At 62.3% G+C, this 14,854-nt stretch carries 14 protein-coding genes; 7 read left to right on the forward strand and 7 right to left on the reverse strand.

Going from position 1 to position 14,854, the window contains the following annotated elements; genetic code table 11:
* Nucleotides 1-9: 9 nt before the first annotated feature.
* Complete coding sequence (locus AC1D0I_RS17965) at nucleotides 10-3,438, reverse strand: acyl-[ACP]--phospholipid O-acyltransferase (protein WP_477396746.1); 3,429 nt, start codon at nucleotides 3,436-3,438, stop codon at nucleotides 10-12.
* A 566-nt stretch (nucleotides 3,439-4,004) separates the two neighbouring features.
* On the opposite strand from AC1D0I_RS17965, the gene AC1D0I_RS17970 reads away from it, so the two are divergent.
* Entirely contained in the window at nucleotides 4,005-6,344 is a 2,340-nt protein-coding gene (locus AC1D0I_RS17970) for a response regulator (protein ID WP_095089388.1), read from the forward strand.
* An 18-nt stretch (nucleotides 6,345-6,362) separates the two neighbouring features.
* Here AC1D0I_RS17970 and AC1D0I_RS17975 read toward each other — a convergent pair whose 3' ends face one another.
* From AC1D0I_RS17975 to ispG, 4 genes are read right to left on the reverse strand one after another with little or no spacing between them, the layout of a single operon-like run.
* Nucleotides 6,363-7,211, reverse strand: a complete 849-nt coding sequence (locus AC1D0I_RS17975; RefSeq protein ID WP_477396748.1) for a Stf0 family sulfotransferase — start codon at nucleotides 7,209-7,211, stop codon at nucleotides 6,363-6,365.
* Nucleotides 7,175-7,726, reverse strand: coding sequence for a chloramphenicol phosphotransferase CPT family protein (locus AC1D0I_RS17980; protein WP_477396750.1), 552 nt, complete (start codon nucleotides 7,724-7,726; stop codon nucleotides 7,175-7,177). Before AC1D0I_RS17980 ends, AC1D0I_RS17975 begins: the two co-directional genes overlap by 37 nt.
* Nucleotides 7,727-7,774: 48 nt before the next feature.
* Nucleotides 7,775-8,629: a transglycosylase SLT domain-containing protein gene (locus AC1D0I_RS17985; RefSeq protein ID WP_477396751.1), complete on the reverse strand. Its 855-nt coding sequence runs from the start codon at nucleotides 8,627-8,629 to the stop codon at nucleotides 7,775-7,777.
* Between the two features lie 5 nt (nucleotides 8,630-8,634).
* Nucleotides 8,635-9,885 (reverse strand): flavodoxin-dependent (E)-4-hydroxy-3-methylbut-2-enyl-diphosphate synthase, encoded by a 1,251-nt coding sequence (ispG, locus tag AC1D0I_RS17990; RefSeq protein WP_477396753.1) that lies wholly within the window; start codon nucleotides 9,883-9,885, stop codon nucleotides 8,635-8,637.
* Here ispG and AC1D0I_RS17995 point away from each other — a divergent pair.
* The gene (locus AC1D0I_RS17995) at nucleotides 9,884-10,249 is read left to right on the forward strand and encodes a hypothetical protein (protein ID WP_477396755.1); all 366 of its coding nucleotides are present in this window, start codon (nucleotides 9,884-9,886) and stop codon (nucleotides 10,247-10,249) included. The two genes, ispG and AC1D0I_RS17995, sit on opposite strands and share 2 nt — an antisense overlap.
* On the opposite strand, the gene AC1D0I_RS18000 is transcribed toward AC1D0I_RS17995, so the two are convergent.
* The gene (locus tag AC1D0I_RS18000; RefSeq protein WP_027023510.1) at nucleotides 10,203-10,382 is read right to left on the reverse strand and encodes a YdcH family protein; all 180 of its coding nucleotides are present in this window, start codon (nucleotides 10,380-10,382) and stop codon (nucleotides 10,203-10,205) included. The two genes, AC1D0I_RS17995 and AC1D0I_RS18000, sit on opposite strands and share 47 nt — an antisense overlap.
* A gap of 241 nt (nucleotides 10,383-10,623) precedes the next feature.
* On the opposite strand from AC1D0I_RS18000, the gene AC1D0I_RS18005 reads away from it, so the two are divergent.
* The gene (locus AC1D0I_RS18005) at nucleotides 10,624-10,827 is read left to right on the forward strand and encodes a YdcH family protein (protein ID WP_095089397.1); all 204 of its coding nucleotides are present in this window, start codon (nucleotides 10,624-10,626) and stop codon (nucleotides 10,825-10,827) included.
* A gap of 37 nt (nucleotides 10,828-10,864) precedes the next feature.
* Here the strand turns inward: AC1D0I_RS18005 and AC1D0I_RS18010 are convergent, their stop codons facing one another.
* Nucleotides 10,865-11,653 (reverse strand): IclR family transcriptional regulator, encoded by a 789-nt coding sequence (locus tag AC1D0I_RS18010; RefSeq protein ID WP_095089399.1) that lies wholly within the window; start codon nucleotides 11,651-11,653, stop codon nucleotides 10,865-10,867.
* Between the two features lie 172 nt (nucleotides 11,654-11,825).
* On the opposite strand from AC1D0I_RS18010, the gene AC1D0I_RS18015 reads away from it, so the two are divergent.
* From AC1D0I_RS18015 to AC1D0I_RS18030, 4 genes are all read left to right on the forward strand, one after another.
* Entirely contained in the window at nucleotides 11,826-12,656 is an 831-nt protein-coding gene (locus tag AC1D0I_RS18015) for a transporter substrate-binding domain-containing protein (protein ID WP_206073778.1), read from the forward strand.
* A gap of 77 nt (nucleotides 12,657-12,733) precedes the next feature.
* Complete coding sequence (locus tag AC1D0I_RS18020) at nucleotides 12,734-13,399, forward strand: amino acid ABC transporter permease (protein ID WP_095089401.1); 666 nt, start codon at nucleotides 12,734-12,736, stop codon at nucleotides 13,397-13,399.
* A 1-nt stretch (nucleotide 13,400) separates the two neighbouring features.
* Complete coding sequence (locus tag AC1D0I_RS18025; protein WP_111544464.1) at nucleotides 13,401-14,051, forward strand: amino acid ABC transporter permease; 651 nt, start codon at nucleotides 13,401-13,403, stop codon at nucleotides 14,049-14,051.
* A 2-nt stretch (nucleotides 14,052-14,053) separates the two neighbouring features.
* On the forward strand, nucleotides 14,054-14,848 hold the full coding sequence (locus tag AC1D0I_RS18030; protein WP_095089404.1) for an amino acid ABC transporter ATP-binding protein: 795 nt from the start codon (nucleotides 14,054-14,056) through the stop codon (nucleotides 14,846-14,848).
* Nucleotides 14,849-14,854 lie beyond the last annotated feature (6 nt).

Raw genomic sequence — 14,854 nt, forward strand, 5'->3', positions numbered from 1 at the left:
TCAAGCGCTTCAAGCCACCTTGATCTTCATCTCTTCTTCGCCGCGCACCATTTTGGTCACAGCGGCGAAGTCGAGCTTGCCGGAACCGAGGACCGGCACTTTTGCAACGGCGCGGACTTCGGCCGGCACCATCAGGTCCATGGCGCCGTTCGCCTTGGCGAAGGTCAGGAATTCGGCGCGCGTGGCGTTGGCGGCCTCGGTGATCAGGATCAGCTTTTCGCCCTTGCGCGCATCCGGCACAGTAGCGACCGCAGAGAGCGAACCTTTCCACAATTCGCCGGCCAGCGCCTCGATAGCAGCCAGCGATATCATCTCGCCGCCGATCTTGGCAAAGCGCTTGGCCCGGCCGCGAATGGTGATGAAGCCGACGTCGTCGACGGCGACGACGTCTCCGGTGTCATGCCAGCCGTCTTCGAGTGGTTCGAGCACACCGGGCTTCTCGGCCCTGAGATAGCCGGCCATGACATTGGGCCCACGCACGAAAAGCCGTCCGCCATCGTCGACACCGGGCACCGGATCGAGGCGATATTCCATGCCGGGCATGATTTTGCCGACGGTTCCGGAGCGGTTGTACATCGGCGTGTTGATCGAGATCACAGGTGCTGTTTCGGTGACGCCGTAACCCTCGAGGATGCGCACGCCGAACTTCTCCATGTAGGTCATGCGCGTCGCTGCCTTGACCGGCTCCGCGCCAGCAAAGCAATAACGTATCGAGCGGAAGTCATAGGGGTGCGCGGTGCGCGCATAGCCGGCGAGGAACGTGTCGGTGCCGAAGATGATCGTCGCGTTCGAGGCGTAGATCAGTTCCGGCACGATGCGGTAGTGCAGCGGCGAGGGGTAGAAATAGACCGGCACGCCGGAGATCAGCGGCAGCACCGTGCCCGCCGTCATGCCGAACGAATGGAAGATCGGCAACACGTTGAACACCTTGTCGCCCGAATGGAAGTCGATGCGCGAGGCGGCCTGGGCGGCATTGGCCAGGATGTTGCGGTGGGTGAGCACGACGCCCTTCGGCGTGCCTTCCGAACCCGAGGTGAACAGGATCACCGCGGCATCGTCGGGCTTGCGCGGCGCGCGTGGCGTGCTCTTGCGCAGCAAGCCGAGCAGCTTGTCCCTGAGGCCGACGGACCCGCGCAAATCGTCGAGCCAGACGATGTCGACCGAGCGGCCGATTTCCTCGACCACCGCACCGAGCTTTGCCTGTTCGACAAAGGCGCGAGAAGTGAGCACGGTGCGCACTTCGGCGGCCTTGCAGGCGGACAGGATGTTGGCCGCACCGGCGGTGAAGTTCATCATCGCCGGAACCTTGCCGGCCGACATGACGCCGAGCAGCGTCGCGCAGGAGCCGTTGGCGTTCGGCAGCATGATGCCGAGCGTCTGCTGGCCGGCATAGAGGTTCTGGAATTTCTCACCGAGCACCGCAGCGGCCGTGAGCAGTTTTCCGTAGCTCAGCGAACCGGTGACCGGATCCTGCACGGCGAGCTCTCTCATGCCGCGTTCGTTCGCCGTCTGTATGATCTTTTCCAGCACCGTCTTGTCGATGTCCTGGGTACGGAAGACGAGGTCCGACATTACCTGATAGAGGGCAGCGCCCGCCGCGGCGCGGCGCTTGCGGCCCTTTAGGTCTTGCAGCACTTCCAGCCTTACCGGCTCAAGGATGGTCACCTTGACCTTTGGGAACAGCCGGCGGCGAACATGCTGCGAGGTCAGCCGTGAAAAGTAGCTTTTCTCCAGCCCGTCGATGCGCACCGGTACGACCATCGAACCGGTCTTGTCGGCGACCATGGCGGCGCCGTCATAAACCTTCATAAGGCCGCCGGTGACGGTGATGCGGCCTTCCGGGAAGATGACAAGCGGGTCGCCGCCCTGAACGATCTTGATCAGCGTGCGGGTCGACATCGGCTTGGATGGGTTGAGCGGCAGCGCGCGGGCGAGTTTCATGAACGGCTTCATCCACCAGGCCTGGGCGATGGTGTGGTCGATGGCGAAGACCGGCTCCTCATCGGTCAGGGTCAAGGCCAGGGGACCATCGAGGAAGCTGACATGGTTGAGCGCCAGGATCGGCGCCTTGCCTGCCGCCTTGAGGTTCTCCATGCCCTCGACTTCCAGCCGATGGAAGGCGCGGAACAGGATGGAGACAAAATCGCGGAAAGCGTTGGTCGGCAGGTATTTCAACATCAGCCAGGCGGCGATGGCGTTGGCCGCAGCGAGGCCGAACAGGATGGCTCCGGTGGAGACGCCGGCTGACTGGATCGCGGCGACGAGTATGCCGCCGACCGTCATGAAGCCTGCGTTGACGATGCTGACGGCGGCGACGACGCGGGCACGACTCGCTTCGGGCGACCATGCCTGTACGGCAGCAAAGGTCGGCACCACGAGGAAGGCGCTGGCAATCGCCATGCCGGCGAGGTCGATCGCAACATGGATCGTGTTTGGCCCGGCGAAGAACAGGGCAAGGGTCTCGGTCCTGGGCGAAGGCTGCATGCTCCAGATGGTCCAGGCCAGGTCCAGTCCAAACAGCGCCAGCAGCGCCGTGCCGACCGGTGCAGGCAAGAGCACGATGCGTCCCTGCGACATCCACGCGGCAATGGCCGAGCCAATGGCGATCGAAACGGCGAACACCGCGAGATAGGCCGTCACGGCGATCTCGTTGCCGCCGAGCGAATCCTTGATCAAGGTCGGCAGGATCGACAGGACGATAGCCCCGATCAGCCAGAACCACGACGTCATCAGTCCGGCGCGCCAGATCCGCTTGTCGCCACGCAATCCGTTGACCTGCCGCCAGGTCGAGCGAAAGACGTTTTTGTCGATGACGAGGTCGGGGGCGGCAGAACCGGTGGACGGGATGTAGCGGCTGACGATCCAGCAACTCACGGCGAGGATCATCATGATCGGCCCGAAGACCGAGACGCCTATGCCATCGGCCGAGACGATGCCGCCGGCGATGGTGCCGCCGAGGATGGCGGCGAAGGTCGCCGATTCGATCCAGGCATTGGCGCCGGGCAATTCCTTGCGCTCGAGATGATCAGGCAGGATGCCGTACTTGATCGGTCCGAACAGCGCCGAGATTATGCCGAACATCAACAACGCCACCATCAGCACCGGTATCGACGACAGCGCGATGCCGACGACCGCGACGCCAGCAGCGGAGATCTCGGTGAATTTCAGCCGACGGGCGACGAGGGCCTTGTCGAAGCGGTCGGCGATCTCGCCGCCAAGGGCTGACAAGAGCAGGAAGGGAGCCATGAAGACGGCACCGGCCAGGGTGACCAGTGATGCCGCCTTGTCCGCCGCCAGCGTGAACAGAATAAGGAACACCAGCGTGTTCTTCAGGAAATTGTCGTTGAAGGCAGAAAGGAACTGCGTCCAGAAGAGAGGCGCAAAGCGCCGTGTCACCATCAGATGACTGTTCGTATGATTGTTCGGAGCGATGTCCATGGCAGCGACTTCCATTGGGCAAGGCCGTTGAAGTCCTGGTCCGATCAATCAACGGTCTTACGCGGTTTGAGCGTAGTGGTAGCGGAAACCCGGTTACACTTCGTTACTGCGGTTGGCGTCATCTGCTGTGTCTCGGTCTTGCCGTCCTCCAGCCGGTTGATGAAGCGGCTTGCGTCTTGCGCTTCTGACGATCGAGCTCTGCACGAGCATGATCGCCGCCATCGCGTGGAACCTTGGCGGCAAATCTTGCTCTCAACAAGGTGGATGCCGCCCACCCTCTTCGAGGCTGCGATGGTGAAACTGGCCGTGGTGAACGCTTTCTGGGTGCTTGAGTTCTTGGGCGCTTAGTTGTTGGCGGCCATCGATATGATCCTTTCGTTTCAGCCTTAGGCCGGGTCGCTGGTGGTCTGTTTCAAGCCGGATACAATCAAGCCGACTTGCCGACAGCGTTTCCGTCAGCCGTTCGAACCACGCGCYGGCGCATGGTTCGCCCGACGAACGAAATTTTAATGTAAATGAAGCGTAATCCCGGTCATTAAAATGATGCGTATGTGTTGGGGTTGCGCATGCCGGAATATTCGTCCTTCATCCGTTCGGTCCGGGCCCGCTATATTTCAGGGTTGCTGATCTTTGCGCTGGCTTCCGCCGCCATCGTGATCGCGCTCGATCGGGTCAATTCCTTTCGTCATGACATTGATGCGCTGAGCAGCAACCTCGTCGTTTTCACCCGCGACCTGCGCAACGCGACCAGCTTTGCCGAGACGACCGGTACTGCATGGCGGGCGGAGACGCGCGATGCCCTCACCTCATCGGCGCGGGGTCATTCGGAGCGCCTGACCGGCGAGATCGAAACGCTGACCGCCCAGCTTGCCGCGATCAAGCCGCGCCTTTCGGTCAAGACCATCAACGAGCTCGAAACCGCTTCCGTCAACGGCGACCTGTTCTGGTCGCCGCGCGACATGGTGCGCAACTTCAACCTGATGTCGATGGCGCAGAAGGTCGATGAATGGAGCTATCGCGAAATCCGCAACCAGAATGACCTGTTCGCCCAACCGATGCTGGTCCGCGTCCGCACCGCCATGGACGACGAGCGCCATCTGGCCGATGTCTCCAGCGACAGGCTGTTGCTGTGGGCGAGCGGCATCCTGTTCGCCGCCCTTGCCATCGTCGCCTTCTGGATCTTCCGCCCGATGGAAGTGGCCATCCGCCGCGCCTTTGCCGAATCCGCCGAATCCCTGTTCAAGGCCGAGGCCGCCGACCGCGCCAAGTCTGAATTCCTGGCCAATATGAGCCACGAAATCCGCACGCCGATGAACGGCGTGCTCGGCATGGCCGAGCTGCTGGCCAAGACCGACCTGACCGCGCGCCAAAAAACCTTCACCGACGTCATTGTCAAATCCGGCAACGCGTTGCTCACCATCATCAACGACATCCTCGATTTCTCCAAGATCAATGCCGGCCAGCTGACCCTCGATCCGGCTCCCTTCCGTCTCTCCGAGGCGGTCGAGGACGTGGCGACGCTGGTGTCGGCGCGCGTCGCCGAGAAGAACCTCGAACTGATCGTGCGTGTCGACCCGCGGCTGCCGGCCTATGTCGTCGGCGACGCCGGACGGTTCCGGCAGATCGTCACCAACCTGCTCGGCAATGCGGTGAAGTTCACCGAAAAGGGTCACGTGCTGATCGATGTCGGCGGCGAGATCGTCAACGACGTGGTCCAGCTCAAGGTCCGCGTCGAGGACACAGGCATCGGCATACCGGCCGAAAAACTGCAGAACGTTTTCGAGAAATTCGCCCAGGTCGACGGGTCGTCGACCCGCCGCCACGAGGGCACCGGCCTCGGCCTCGCCATCGCCGCGCGCCTCGTCGATCTGATGGCGGGCAAGATCGGCGTCGAGAGCGAGATCGGGCGCGGCTCGGTGTTCTGGTTTGCGGTGCCCCTGCCGGCGCACCATGCCGTGGCGCGCGACGAAATCGTGCCGGTCGACGTCACCGGCGCGCGCGTACTTGTCATCGACGACAATCCGGTCAACCGCGAGATCCTGCTCGAGCAGCTGAGAAGCTGGAGCTTCGACTGTGCAGCCGCCGAAAGCGGCGCCGTGGGCCTGGCCTTCCTCGATCGCGCCTTCCAGCTGGGCGCCGCCGTTGACTGCATCATCCTCGATTACCAGATGCCGGGCATGAACGGCGCCGATGTTGCCAGGGCCATTGCGTCCGACAGCCGGCTGGCTTCCATTCCGGTGGTGCTGCTGACCTCGGTCGACCAGGTCGATTTCGGCAAGATGATCATCGACTTCGGCATCGCCGCGCACCTGACCAAGCCGGCGCGTTCCGCTGTCCTGCTCGGCACCGTCATCTCGGTCATCCAGAGGGCCCGCTCGCAGGTCGGCAAGGCCCAGTTCGTCCGCGAACCGATCGTGCCGATTCCCCCGGCTGCGCCACCCGCTTTCACCGTTATCCGGGGCCCGGCGATACCGGTTGCCGCAGCACCGGAATCGACGGCTACGCTGAACGGTCCGATCGACATCCTCATTGCCGAGGACAACGACGTAAACCAGTTGGTTTTCGGCCAGATCCTCAACGGCCTTGGCCTCAGCTATCGCATCGCCGGCAACGGCCGCACGGCGGTCGAGATGTACCGGGCGCTGCGCCCCAGGCTTATCCTGATGGACGTCTCGATGCCGGAGATGAACGGCTACGAAGCGACCCGCGCCATTCGTGCGATGGAGACCTCGTCGGGCACTCACATCCCGATCATCGGCGTCACCGCGCACGCGCTGAAGGGCGATCGCGACAAGTGCATCGAGGCCGGCATGGACGACTATTTGCCGAAGCCGGTTTCACCCGACCGCCTCGGCACCAAGATCGGCACCTGGCTCAGCGAGACGGTGGTGGCGAAGACGGCTTAGCTCGCAGTCATCGGCACGTCAGGCGGCGGCGTCCAGATGATAGCGGCGCATCCAGTCAAGGCTCGTCTCGTCGGCGAGCTTTGCAACACCTGGCTTTATGTCATCGGCGATCGGCGCTTGAACGCCCAAGGCTCCGCAGATGTCTAGCAATGTCGCGGCCGGGTCGGCGGCAAGACGCTCGTAGCCAAGCCGCAGCGGAATTATGCCTTGCTCTACGAACCAAATGTTCCAGGCGGCATCATAGGCCTCGAGCTCCGTGACCTCACGTTTGAGCCGCTCGAAATCATATTGCGGTTCTTTCGCGGGTGCGACCCTTTCGATCTCGGTTCCGTCGGGAGCGATATGCCAAAGACCGGTTTGCTCTGCCTTGACCAGAGAGACAGCCTGCGCAAGCTTGTTCTCACGCGAGAGATGCATGTAGAGAACACGGCCGAATGCTTTCTCGAACCGCGCTCTGTCCGATGGAAGTTTTGGGAAAACCTGGTCGAGGATCGTTGAAAGCTCATCCAGGTTTTCCCGCATCAGACGAAGACCGAAAATGCCTGTCCCACCCCTGCCATTGGCGATCGCCGCCTTGAGATAGGCGGCATTGAAGTCGAGCTCGCTCATCGTGTCGCGACCGGGCAGGCCCCACTCTTCGGCCCACTCCGACAAATCCTGCCGCCGATAAAATGAGTGAGGATTGCCAGCCGTCTTCGTGGACGCCAGAAGCTTGCACAGCAAAGTGCTTCCGGTCCTCGGGGTGCCGCAGATGATGTATCCGTCAAACATGTCACGGCTCTCGCGGTTCGTCGGTGGGAAGGCTGTCGCCCCTGGCAAGAATGGTCGCGCTATAGCTGAAATCTTTGCTGGATGCGACGGGCACATTCCTGCGAGGTCAGCACGCTGGTGTCGACTTCGAGGTCGTAGCGAATGTTCTCGTGCACGCGCCCATATTGCCAGCGCGCCAGGCCCGGCAGCCGATCGGCACGCTGGGCTTCGCGCGCCTCCAGCACCTCCAGCGGCGCCAGGACAGCAACCACATGGAGGTCGAAGGCCGACAGCAGTTCGAGATATTCGGACATTTCGCCGTTGCAAAGCACCTCGTCGACGATGAGGTTGTTGCCTTGCCCAGCCAGTGCGGCGATGGCGTGGCGCATGCCGCGCAGGGTCCGCGCCCCCGCCGATCCGGTCCTGATCACGACCGCAGGCTTGCCGTCCTGCCGGACGGTCTCATACGAAAAGCCATCCTCATGGTCCTGCAAGGCGTCTGGCAGCATCTCGATGAAAGTGTCCATCTGGACATGCAGGAAGGGCGCGGCGGTGATCTGTTGCAACGCCCTTGCGATGGAGCTCTTGCCTGCACTGCCGACGCCATTGAGCAGAATGATGCTGGCTTTCACGTCATCGCCCCCTTTTCGGCCAGAACATCTTGCCCGCCACGGGTCAGACTACCGGTTGCGCACCACCACGCACGCTCCGCCGACGCTTTGCAATTTCTGGCAGATGACATTGGCAGCGGCGCGGTCGTCGACACCGATCCTGACCGCGTAGATGCCGCGCCGGCCGATTGGCGTGCGCACCCGGCTAACCACCGGATCATGGTCGCTGAGCAAGGCCGGGAAGCGGCTCCTTACCCGCAGCCACTGACTGATCGCGGCGCTGCGGCGGAAGTTGCCGGCCACCTGGATGCCCCATGGTTTTATGTTGATCGAAGCCATTGCCACGGTCTGCGACATGATCACCGGCAGCCTGCGGCAAGCAACGGCAAAATCCGCCTTCTGATCGAGCGGCTCGACCTTTCCGGCATAGGCCGGATCGGTGAACTTATCGACCGGCTCGCCCATGATGTCGAATACGTAGCTCTCGGTCTCCATCGGCAGGAAGCCGCCGGAACCGAGCCAGCGCGACACCCGGCTTTCGCCGGCATTGTAGGCGGCAGCCGCCAGGCCGAGATTGCCGTAGGCACCCTTCATCTCGGCGAGATATCTCGCCGAGGCAGGGATCGCCTGGTTGATGTCGAAGGAGTTGGCAAGGCCGCGCATCTTGGCGGTGCCCGGCATGAACTGGGCGATGCCTTCGGCGCCGACCGGACTGACGGCGTTGGGATCGAAGCGGCTTTCCTTCCAGATCAGCCGAGCGAAGAAATCCCTGGGCAAGCCGTTCTGGTCGGCATGGGCCTGGATCAGGGTGCAGACCTTGTCGATGAGCCGCTGTTTGGCGGATTGCGGTGGGTCTGCCTGAACCAGCGTCGACCAGCCCACTCCGCACAGCAAGATCAGCGCCACCCACAGGAAACGCTGCATGGCGCCTACTCGGCCGCAGCCTTGCCGCGACCAAACCGTTGCTCGATATAGTCTGCGACCATTTTCTCGAAATCCGCCGCGATCGACGACCCGCGCAGCGTCGCTGCCTTCTTGCCGTCGACGAAGACAGGCGCCGTCGGAGTCTCGCCGGTGCCGGGCAATGAGATGCCAATATCGGCATGCTTGGACTCGCCCGGGCCGTTGACGATGCAACCCATCACCGCGACCTTGAGGTTCTCGACGCCGGGATATTTTTCGCGCCACACCGGCATGTTCTTCCTGAGATCCGCCTGGATGTTCTGGGCAAGTTCCTGGAACACGGTGGAGGTCGTTCGGCCGCAGCCCGGACAGGCCGCGACGATCGGCACGAACTGCCTGAACCCCATCGTCTGCAACAGTTCCTGCGACACCTGCACTTCACGCGTGCGATCGCCGTTCGGCTCCGGCGTCAGCGAGATACGAATGGTGTCGCCGATGCCTTGCTGGAGCAGGATGCCCATGGCGGCGGACGAGGCGACGATGCCTTTCGAGCCCATGCCGGCCTCGGTCAGGCCAAGATGCAGAGCGTGGTTGGAGCGTGTGGCGAGTTCGGTATAGACGGCGATCAGGTCCTGCACGCCGCTGACCTTGGCCGACAGGATGATTTTTTCACGGCCAAGGCCGATCTCTTCCGCCATTTCGGCCGAGAGAATGGCCGACTGCACGATCGCCTCGCGCGTCACTTCCTGCGCCGTCAGCGGAAAGCCCTTGGTCTGGTTATCGTCCATCAGCCGGGTCAAAAGCTCCTGGTCGAGCGAACCCCAGTTGACGCCGATGCGCACCGGCTTGTCATATTTGATCGCCATCTCGACGATCGCAGCGAACTGCCGATCCTTCTTGTCTTTGAAGCCGACATTGCCCGGATTGATGCGGTATTTGGCCAGCGCCTCGGCGCAGGCCGGATGGTCGGCCAAAAGCTTGTGGCCGATATAGTGGAAATCGCCGACCAGCGGCACGTCGACGCCGAGCCGCGCCAGCCTTTCGTGGATGCGCGGCACGGCCGCAGCACTCTCGTCGCGATCGACGGTGATGCGCACGATCTCGGAGCCGGCGCGGTGCAGCGCCGCAACTTGCGCAACCGTCTGGTCGACATCGGCCGTATCGGTGTTGGTCATCGACTGCACGACAACCGGCGCGCCGCCGCCGACGACCACGCCGCCGACATCGACGCCGACCGAGGTGCGGCGGGGGAAGGGAGAGGAAAAATATCCGGTCATGCCCGGCAGCCTTTTGTCTCTGGAGCGCCATGCGTCCACCGGACGCACACAAACGCCCCGGGCCGATGCGCTAAAGTCCGGGCATGAGGTGGAGGAGCAAAGATGGCTTGTCAATGGCGACAGGTCGCCACTGGCCGCATTTGGCTCGCCGCCGGGATCAAAAACAATCGGTGATCCGGCGACGGCCGAAGCGAAAATTGACCTGAACGGAAGTCCAACCTGGGCGATCGCCGCGCTGGAAATCAAAATCCACCACACCGGCGACAGCTGCCGCCGGCAAAAGGCCGTGGATCGTGATCGTCTATATCAGGAGGGCATCAATGCGTGGTCGGTTGTGCTCTCAGTTTTTCAATCTCGTCCTTGAGTGCCAGCTTGCGTCGCTTCAGATTCACGATTTCGAGGTCGTCTACCGACGGGTGGTTCATCGCGTCATCAATCTCGCGCTCGATGTCGCCGTGTTTCCGCTGCAACTCATCAAGATGGGAAGCAAGAGACATGATTGGTTCTCCCTTTCATGGTTTTCCTCGATTGCAACCGTCACGGCGCGTCCACCGCAGGTTCGCTTCTGTGACGGCACAATGACACTGTGCCACCATCCGGCGGCGATGTCGAATGCTGCGTGGTAGCATTCCACGACAATGTGAAATGTGGTATGGGCTGCGCGCCAGCGGCAGAAGTTGCCGGTCCCGCCCAATCAGGCCCAGTTTTTGGGCGCCGCAGACGTGCAGACGGTAGAGAATGTCCGATCAGGAACAGGCCGATATTCGCCTCGAATTTTCCCGGCTGAAGCAGGAACACGCCGATTTCGATGCGGCGATCAACGCAATGATCGCCACGAACTGCGACCCGCTGCAGATCCAGCGCATGAAAAAGAAGAAGCTGTTCCTCAAGGACCGGCTGATGGCGCTGGAAGACAAGATCATCCCCGACATCATTGCGTAAGAAGGCGGAGCCGGGGTCGATCCTGATCGCTTTGCGCCTATCCGGCGATCGAAAGCCTGGCGGCGCGGTCGCGCAGCAGACCGATGAGACTACCGGTCCGCTCCTCGGACGTGTCGATGGGGACCACCAGGCACATCGTCGCCTCGACCTTGCCAGGTCCTGAAAAGACGGGCGCGGCGAGGCATTTCGTATAGGCATCGACAAGGCCCGAGGTGACGCAATAGCCTGTGGCTTCGGCTTTCGCTATGTCGGCGATGAAGTCATTGAGAAGCAGTCTGCGGCCGTCCGGCAGGACGAGATCGTCTTCGGACACCATGTCTTCGATCTGGGCCTGTTGGAAGCCCGCCAGCAGGAGCCGTCCCGAAGCGGTCCAGGGCAGCGGTATCTGCAGGCCGGTGGCGGAGCTGATGCGGAACGGCCTGGTGCCCGGGCTTGAATGGACGATCGTATAGCGGCCACTCTGCAGCATACACAGTTCCGAGGTCTCGCCCGTTTCGCGCGACAGATTGTCGACCTCCTGACGCCCGCGCCTCAAGAGGTCGTTGCCCCGCACATAATCCATTCCGTAGAGATAGAGCTTCTTGCCGAAATAGACGCGATTGCCGTCGCCGGCCATTTCCAGCAGGCCGGCATCCACCAGCGACCGCACAAGCGTGTAGGTCGTCGAGCGGGGTGCGTTCACCCCCTTGGCAAGATCGCCAATGCCGATCGCGCGCTGCGTCGTGTGCAGAAATTCCAGGATCTCGAGGACCCGGTTGAGGCCTTTTTCGCGGGAGCCCGAAATCTTCTCGTCGGCTGAAACTGCTGGGGCATTGCCGTCTTGCATTGTCGATTCCTGATGCTAGTATCTGTCTTGTACAGGATACATACGTCTCTTGTAAGAGACAATCGCTGTGAAAATCGACGATGCGTGAATTTCCTGTGCATAGGGGAACACAACACGAAAGGAGGTCGCCGTGAACGACACATCCGGAAGACGTGATTTTCTGAAATTTGGAATGGCGGGACTGGCCACGGCTGGCGTGCTTGCAACCGTCGATGCCCAGAAGGCTGCCGCTCAGGCAGCATCCGACAGCCTGCTGCGCACCGTGCTCGACCGCGGCAAACTGATCGTCGGCACTGGCAGCACCAATGCGCCCTGGCACTTCGAAAACGATGCCGGCGAACTGGTCGGCATGGACATCACCATGGGACGTATCCTTGCCAAGGGCCTTTTCGACGATCCGACCAAGGTCGAGTTCGTCATGCAGGATCCGGCGCAGCGCATTCCGAACGTCACCACCAACAAGGTCGACATCACCATCCAGTTCATGACGATGAGCGCCCAGCGCTCGCAGCTCATCAACTTTTCCCGGCCTTACTATGTCGAAGGCGTCGCGCTGCTGACCCTTCCCACCGCCGAGAACAAGACCTTCGACAAATTGCTTGCCGCTGGTTCGGCGACACGCGTCTCCATCTTGCAGAACGTCGATGCCGAAGCATCGGTGCACATAGCTCTGCCGCAGTCGCAGGTGATGCAGATCGACACCCAGGCCAACGTGTTGCAAGCACTGGAAGCCAAGCGTGTCGACGCTGCCGCGGTCGATCTTTCGACCGTGCGTTGGCTTGCCTCGCGCAATCCGGACAAATACTTCGACGCCGGCAAGAGCTGGTTCTCGATGCTGTACGGTGCGGCACTCCGGCAAGGCGATCTCGACTGGCTGACCTTCGTCAATCAGACTTTCACCATCGCCATGTTCGGTCACGAAACGGCGCTCTACGACGCGGCATTCAAGGATTACTTCGGACAGGAGCCGCCGGCTCGCCATCCCGGTTTTCCGGTTATCTGATCCAGTTGGCGGAAGGGCGGCATTCAGCGCCCTTCCGCCAGCTTCTCCCCGACGGCCCTTCGCACTGAGGCTGACGCATGGGCTATGCCCTGAATTTCAACCTGATCTGGCGGCATTTCGACAAGCTGTGGGGCGGACTGCTGCTCAGTCTCGAACTGGCCATCATCTCGATTGCCATCGGCATCGTCATCGGCCTGGTTCTGGCGGTCTGGTACGTGTCGGCCGGGCGCGTGGTACGCACCATCATCGCCGCCTACGTCGAATTCATCCGCAACGTGCCGCTGATCCTGCTTGTCTATCTGGTGTTCTACGGCCTGCCGACGGTGGTCGATCTTGCCTACAGCGCCCCGACCTCGTTCATCTTGACGCTGTCGGTCTACAGCGGCGCCTATCTGGTCGAGGTGTTCCGCTCCGGGCTCGAAGCCGTCCCGCGTGGGCAGCTTGACGCCGGCAAGGCGATTGGCCTGACGCCATGGCAGCGACTGGTCCATGTGCGCCTGCCGACCATGCTGCGCATCACCTTGCCGGCTCTCTCCAACACCTTCATCTCGCTGTTCAAGGACACTTCGATAGCCTCGGTCATTTCGGTGCCAGAGCTGACTTACGGCGCCCAGTGGATCAATTTCAACACCTTCCGCATCGTCGAGGTCTACCTGGTGACGACGGCGATGTACCTGTTGACCGGCTACGCGCTGCTTTTCGGGCTGCGGCTCGTCGAGCGCCGATTCAGGGCGGCGCGCTGACATGCTCACCCAGATCGCCTATGCCTTACCGTTTCTCGCCCAGGGCTTTGCCTTGACCTTGTGGGTGTCGCTTCTGGTCGTGGTCCTGTCGCTCATCGCCGGCGTCCTGCTCGGCGTCGGCCTGGTTTATGGTCCCGCGCCGCTGCGCTGGGCGGTACGCATCTTCAGCGACACGATCCGCGGCATTCCGATCCTTGTGCTGATGTTCTTCGTCTATTACGGCCTGCCCGCGATCGGGCTTCATCTGCCGTCGTTCTGGGCCGCCGTGCTTGCTCTCACTTTGTTCAAGACGGCGCAGGTCATCGAGTATCTCAGGGGTGCGGTCGGCTCGATCCCGAAAGGGCAGTCGGAAGCAGCGATGGCGATCGGGCTGACCTTTCGCCAGCGCTTGGCCTACGTCATCTTCCCGCAGGCGTTCAGGCGCTTCCTGCCACCCTGGATCAACGGCGTCACCGATGCGGTGAAGGGCAGCGCACTGGTGTCGCTGCTCGGCATCACCGACCTGATGCAGGCCATCAACCAGGTCATCGGCCGCACCTACGAGGCCATGCCGCTCTATATCCTCGGTGCGCTCATCTACTTCGCGGTCAACTATGCCCTTTCGCTCGCCAGCCGGCGGCTCGAGCGGCGCTTCTCCTTCATCCGGGAATAGCAATGTCCACAAGTTCGAACGACACGCCGGCCCTTCTCGACGTCCGCGACGTTTCCAAATCCTTTGGCGCCGTCCAGGTCCTGCGTTCGGTCAGCCTGGAGGTGGCGCGCGGCGAGGTGGTGACGGTCATCGGCCCCTCGGGCAGCGGCAAGACGACGCTGCTGCGTTGCGTCAACTTCCTGGAAAGCTACGACAGCGGCTCGATCCGCATCGACGGCAAGGAGGTGGGCTTCCGCGACCCGGGAACCCGTCAGCGCCGCAGCGAACGAGATCTCGCCGCGATGCGTGCCGAAACCGGGATGGTGTTCCAGAGCTTCAACCTGTTTCCGCACCTGACGGCGGCCGGCAACATCATGCTCGGGCTGCGCAAGGTGCGTGGAAAAAGCGAAGCCGAGGCGCGCTCGATCGCCGAGCACTGGCTCGGCCGCGTCGGCCTCGCCCACAAGGCCGACAGCCTCCCCGCCGAACTGTCAGGCGGCCARCAGCAGCGCGTCGGCATTGCGCGGGCGGTGGCTATGGAGCCGAAGATCCTGTTGCTTGACGAGATAACCTCGGCGCTCGATCCCGAACTCGTCGGCGAAGTGCTGGCCGTCGTGCGCAGCCTCGCGGAGGACGGCATGACCATGCTGATGGTGACACATGAGATGGCCTTCGCCCGCGATGCTTCGAGCCGCATCGTCTTCATGGCCGATGGTGGCGTCAGCGCCGTCGGCCCACCGAAGGAGATTCTCGCGGCAGAGACCACCAACGAGCGCCTCCGCACTTTCCTGGCGCGCTTCCGCGCCTCGCATTTCTGACACTGG

The organism is Mesorhizobium sp. P2_D1, assembly GCF_056404455.1.

Coding starts and splice junctions, on each gene's coding strand:
- AC1D0I_RS17965 (WP_477396746.1), bottom strand. CDS start 3,438: ATGGACATCGCTCCGAACAATCATACGAACAGTCATCTGATGGTGACA.
- AC1D0I_RS17970 (WP_095089388.1), top strand. CDS start 4,005: ATGCCGGAATATTCGTCCTTCATCCGTTCGGTCCGGGCCCGCTATATT.
- AC1D0I_RS17975 (WP_477396748.1), bottom strand. CDS start 7,211: ATGTGCCCGTCGCATCCAGCAAAGATTTCAGCTATAGCGCGACCATTC.
- AC1D0I_RS17985 (WP_477396751.1), bottom strand. CDS start 8,629: ATGCAGCGTTTCCTGTGGGTGGCGCTGATCTTGCTGTGCGGAGTGGGC.
- AC1D0I_RS17995 (WP_477396755.1), top strand. CDS start 9,884: ATGCCCGGCAGCCTTTTGTCTCTGGAGCGCCATGCGTCCACCGGACGC.
- ispG (WP_477396753.1), bottom strand. CDS start 9,885: ATGACCGGATATTTTTCCTCTCCCTTCCCCCGCCGCACCTCGGTCGGC.
- AC1D0I_RS18000 (WP_027023510.1), bottom strand. CDS start 10,382: ATGTCTCTTGCTTCCCATCTTGATGAGTTGCAGCGGAAACACGGCGAC.
- AC1D0I_RS18005 (WP_095089397.1), top strand. CDS start 10,624: ATGTCCGATCAGGAACAGGCCGATATTCGCCTCGAATTTTCCCGGCTG.
- AC1D0I_RS18010 (WP_095089399.1), bottom strand. CDS start 11,653: ATGCAAGACGGCAATGCCCCAGCAGTTTCAGCCGACGAGAAGATTTCG.
- AC1D0I_RS18015 (WP_206073778.1), top strand. CDS start 11,826: ATGGCGGGACTGGCCACGGCTGGCGTGCTTGCAACCGTCGATGCCCAG.
- AC1D0I_RS18020 (WP_095089401.1), top strand. CDS start 12,734: ATGGGCTATGCCCTGAATTTCAACCTGATCTGGCGGCATTTCGACAAG.
- AC1D0I_RS18025 (WP_111544464.1), top strand. CDS start 13,401: ATGCTCACCCAGATCGCCTATGCCTTACCGTTTCTCGCCCAGGGCTTT.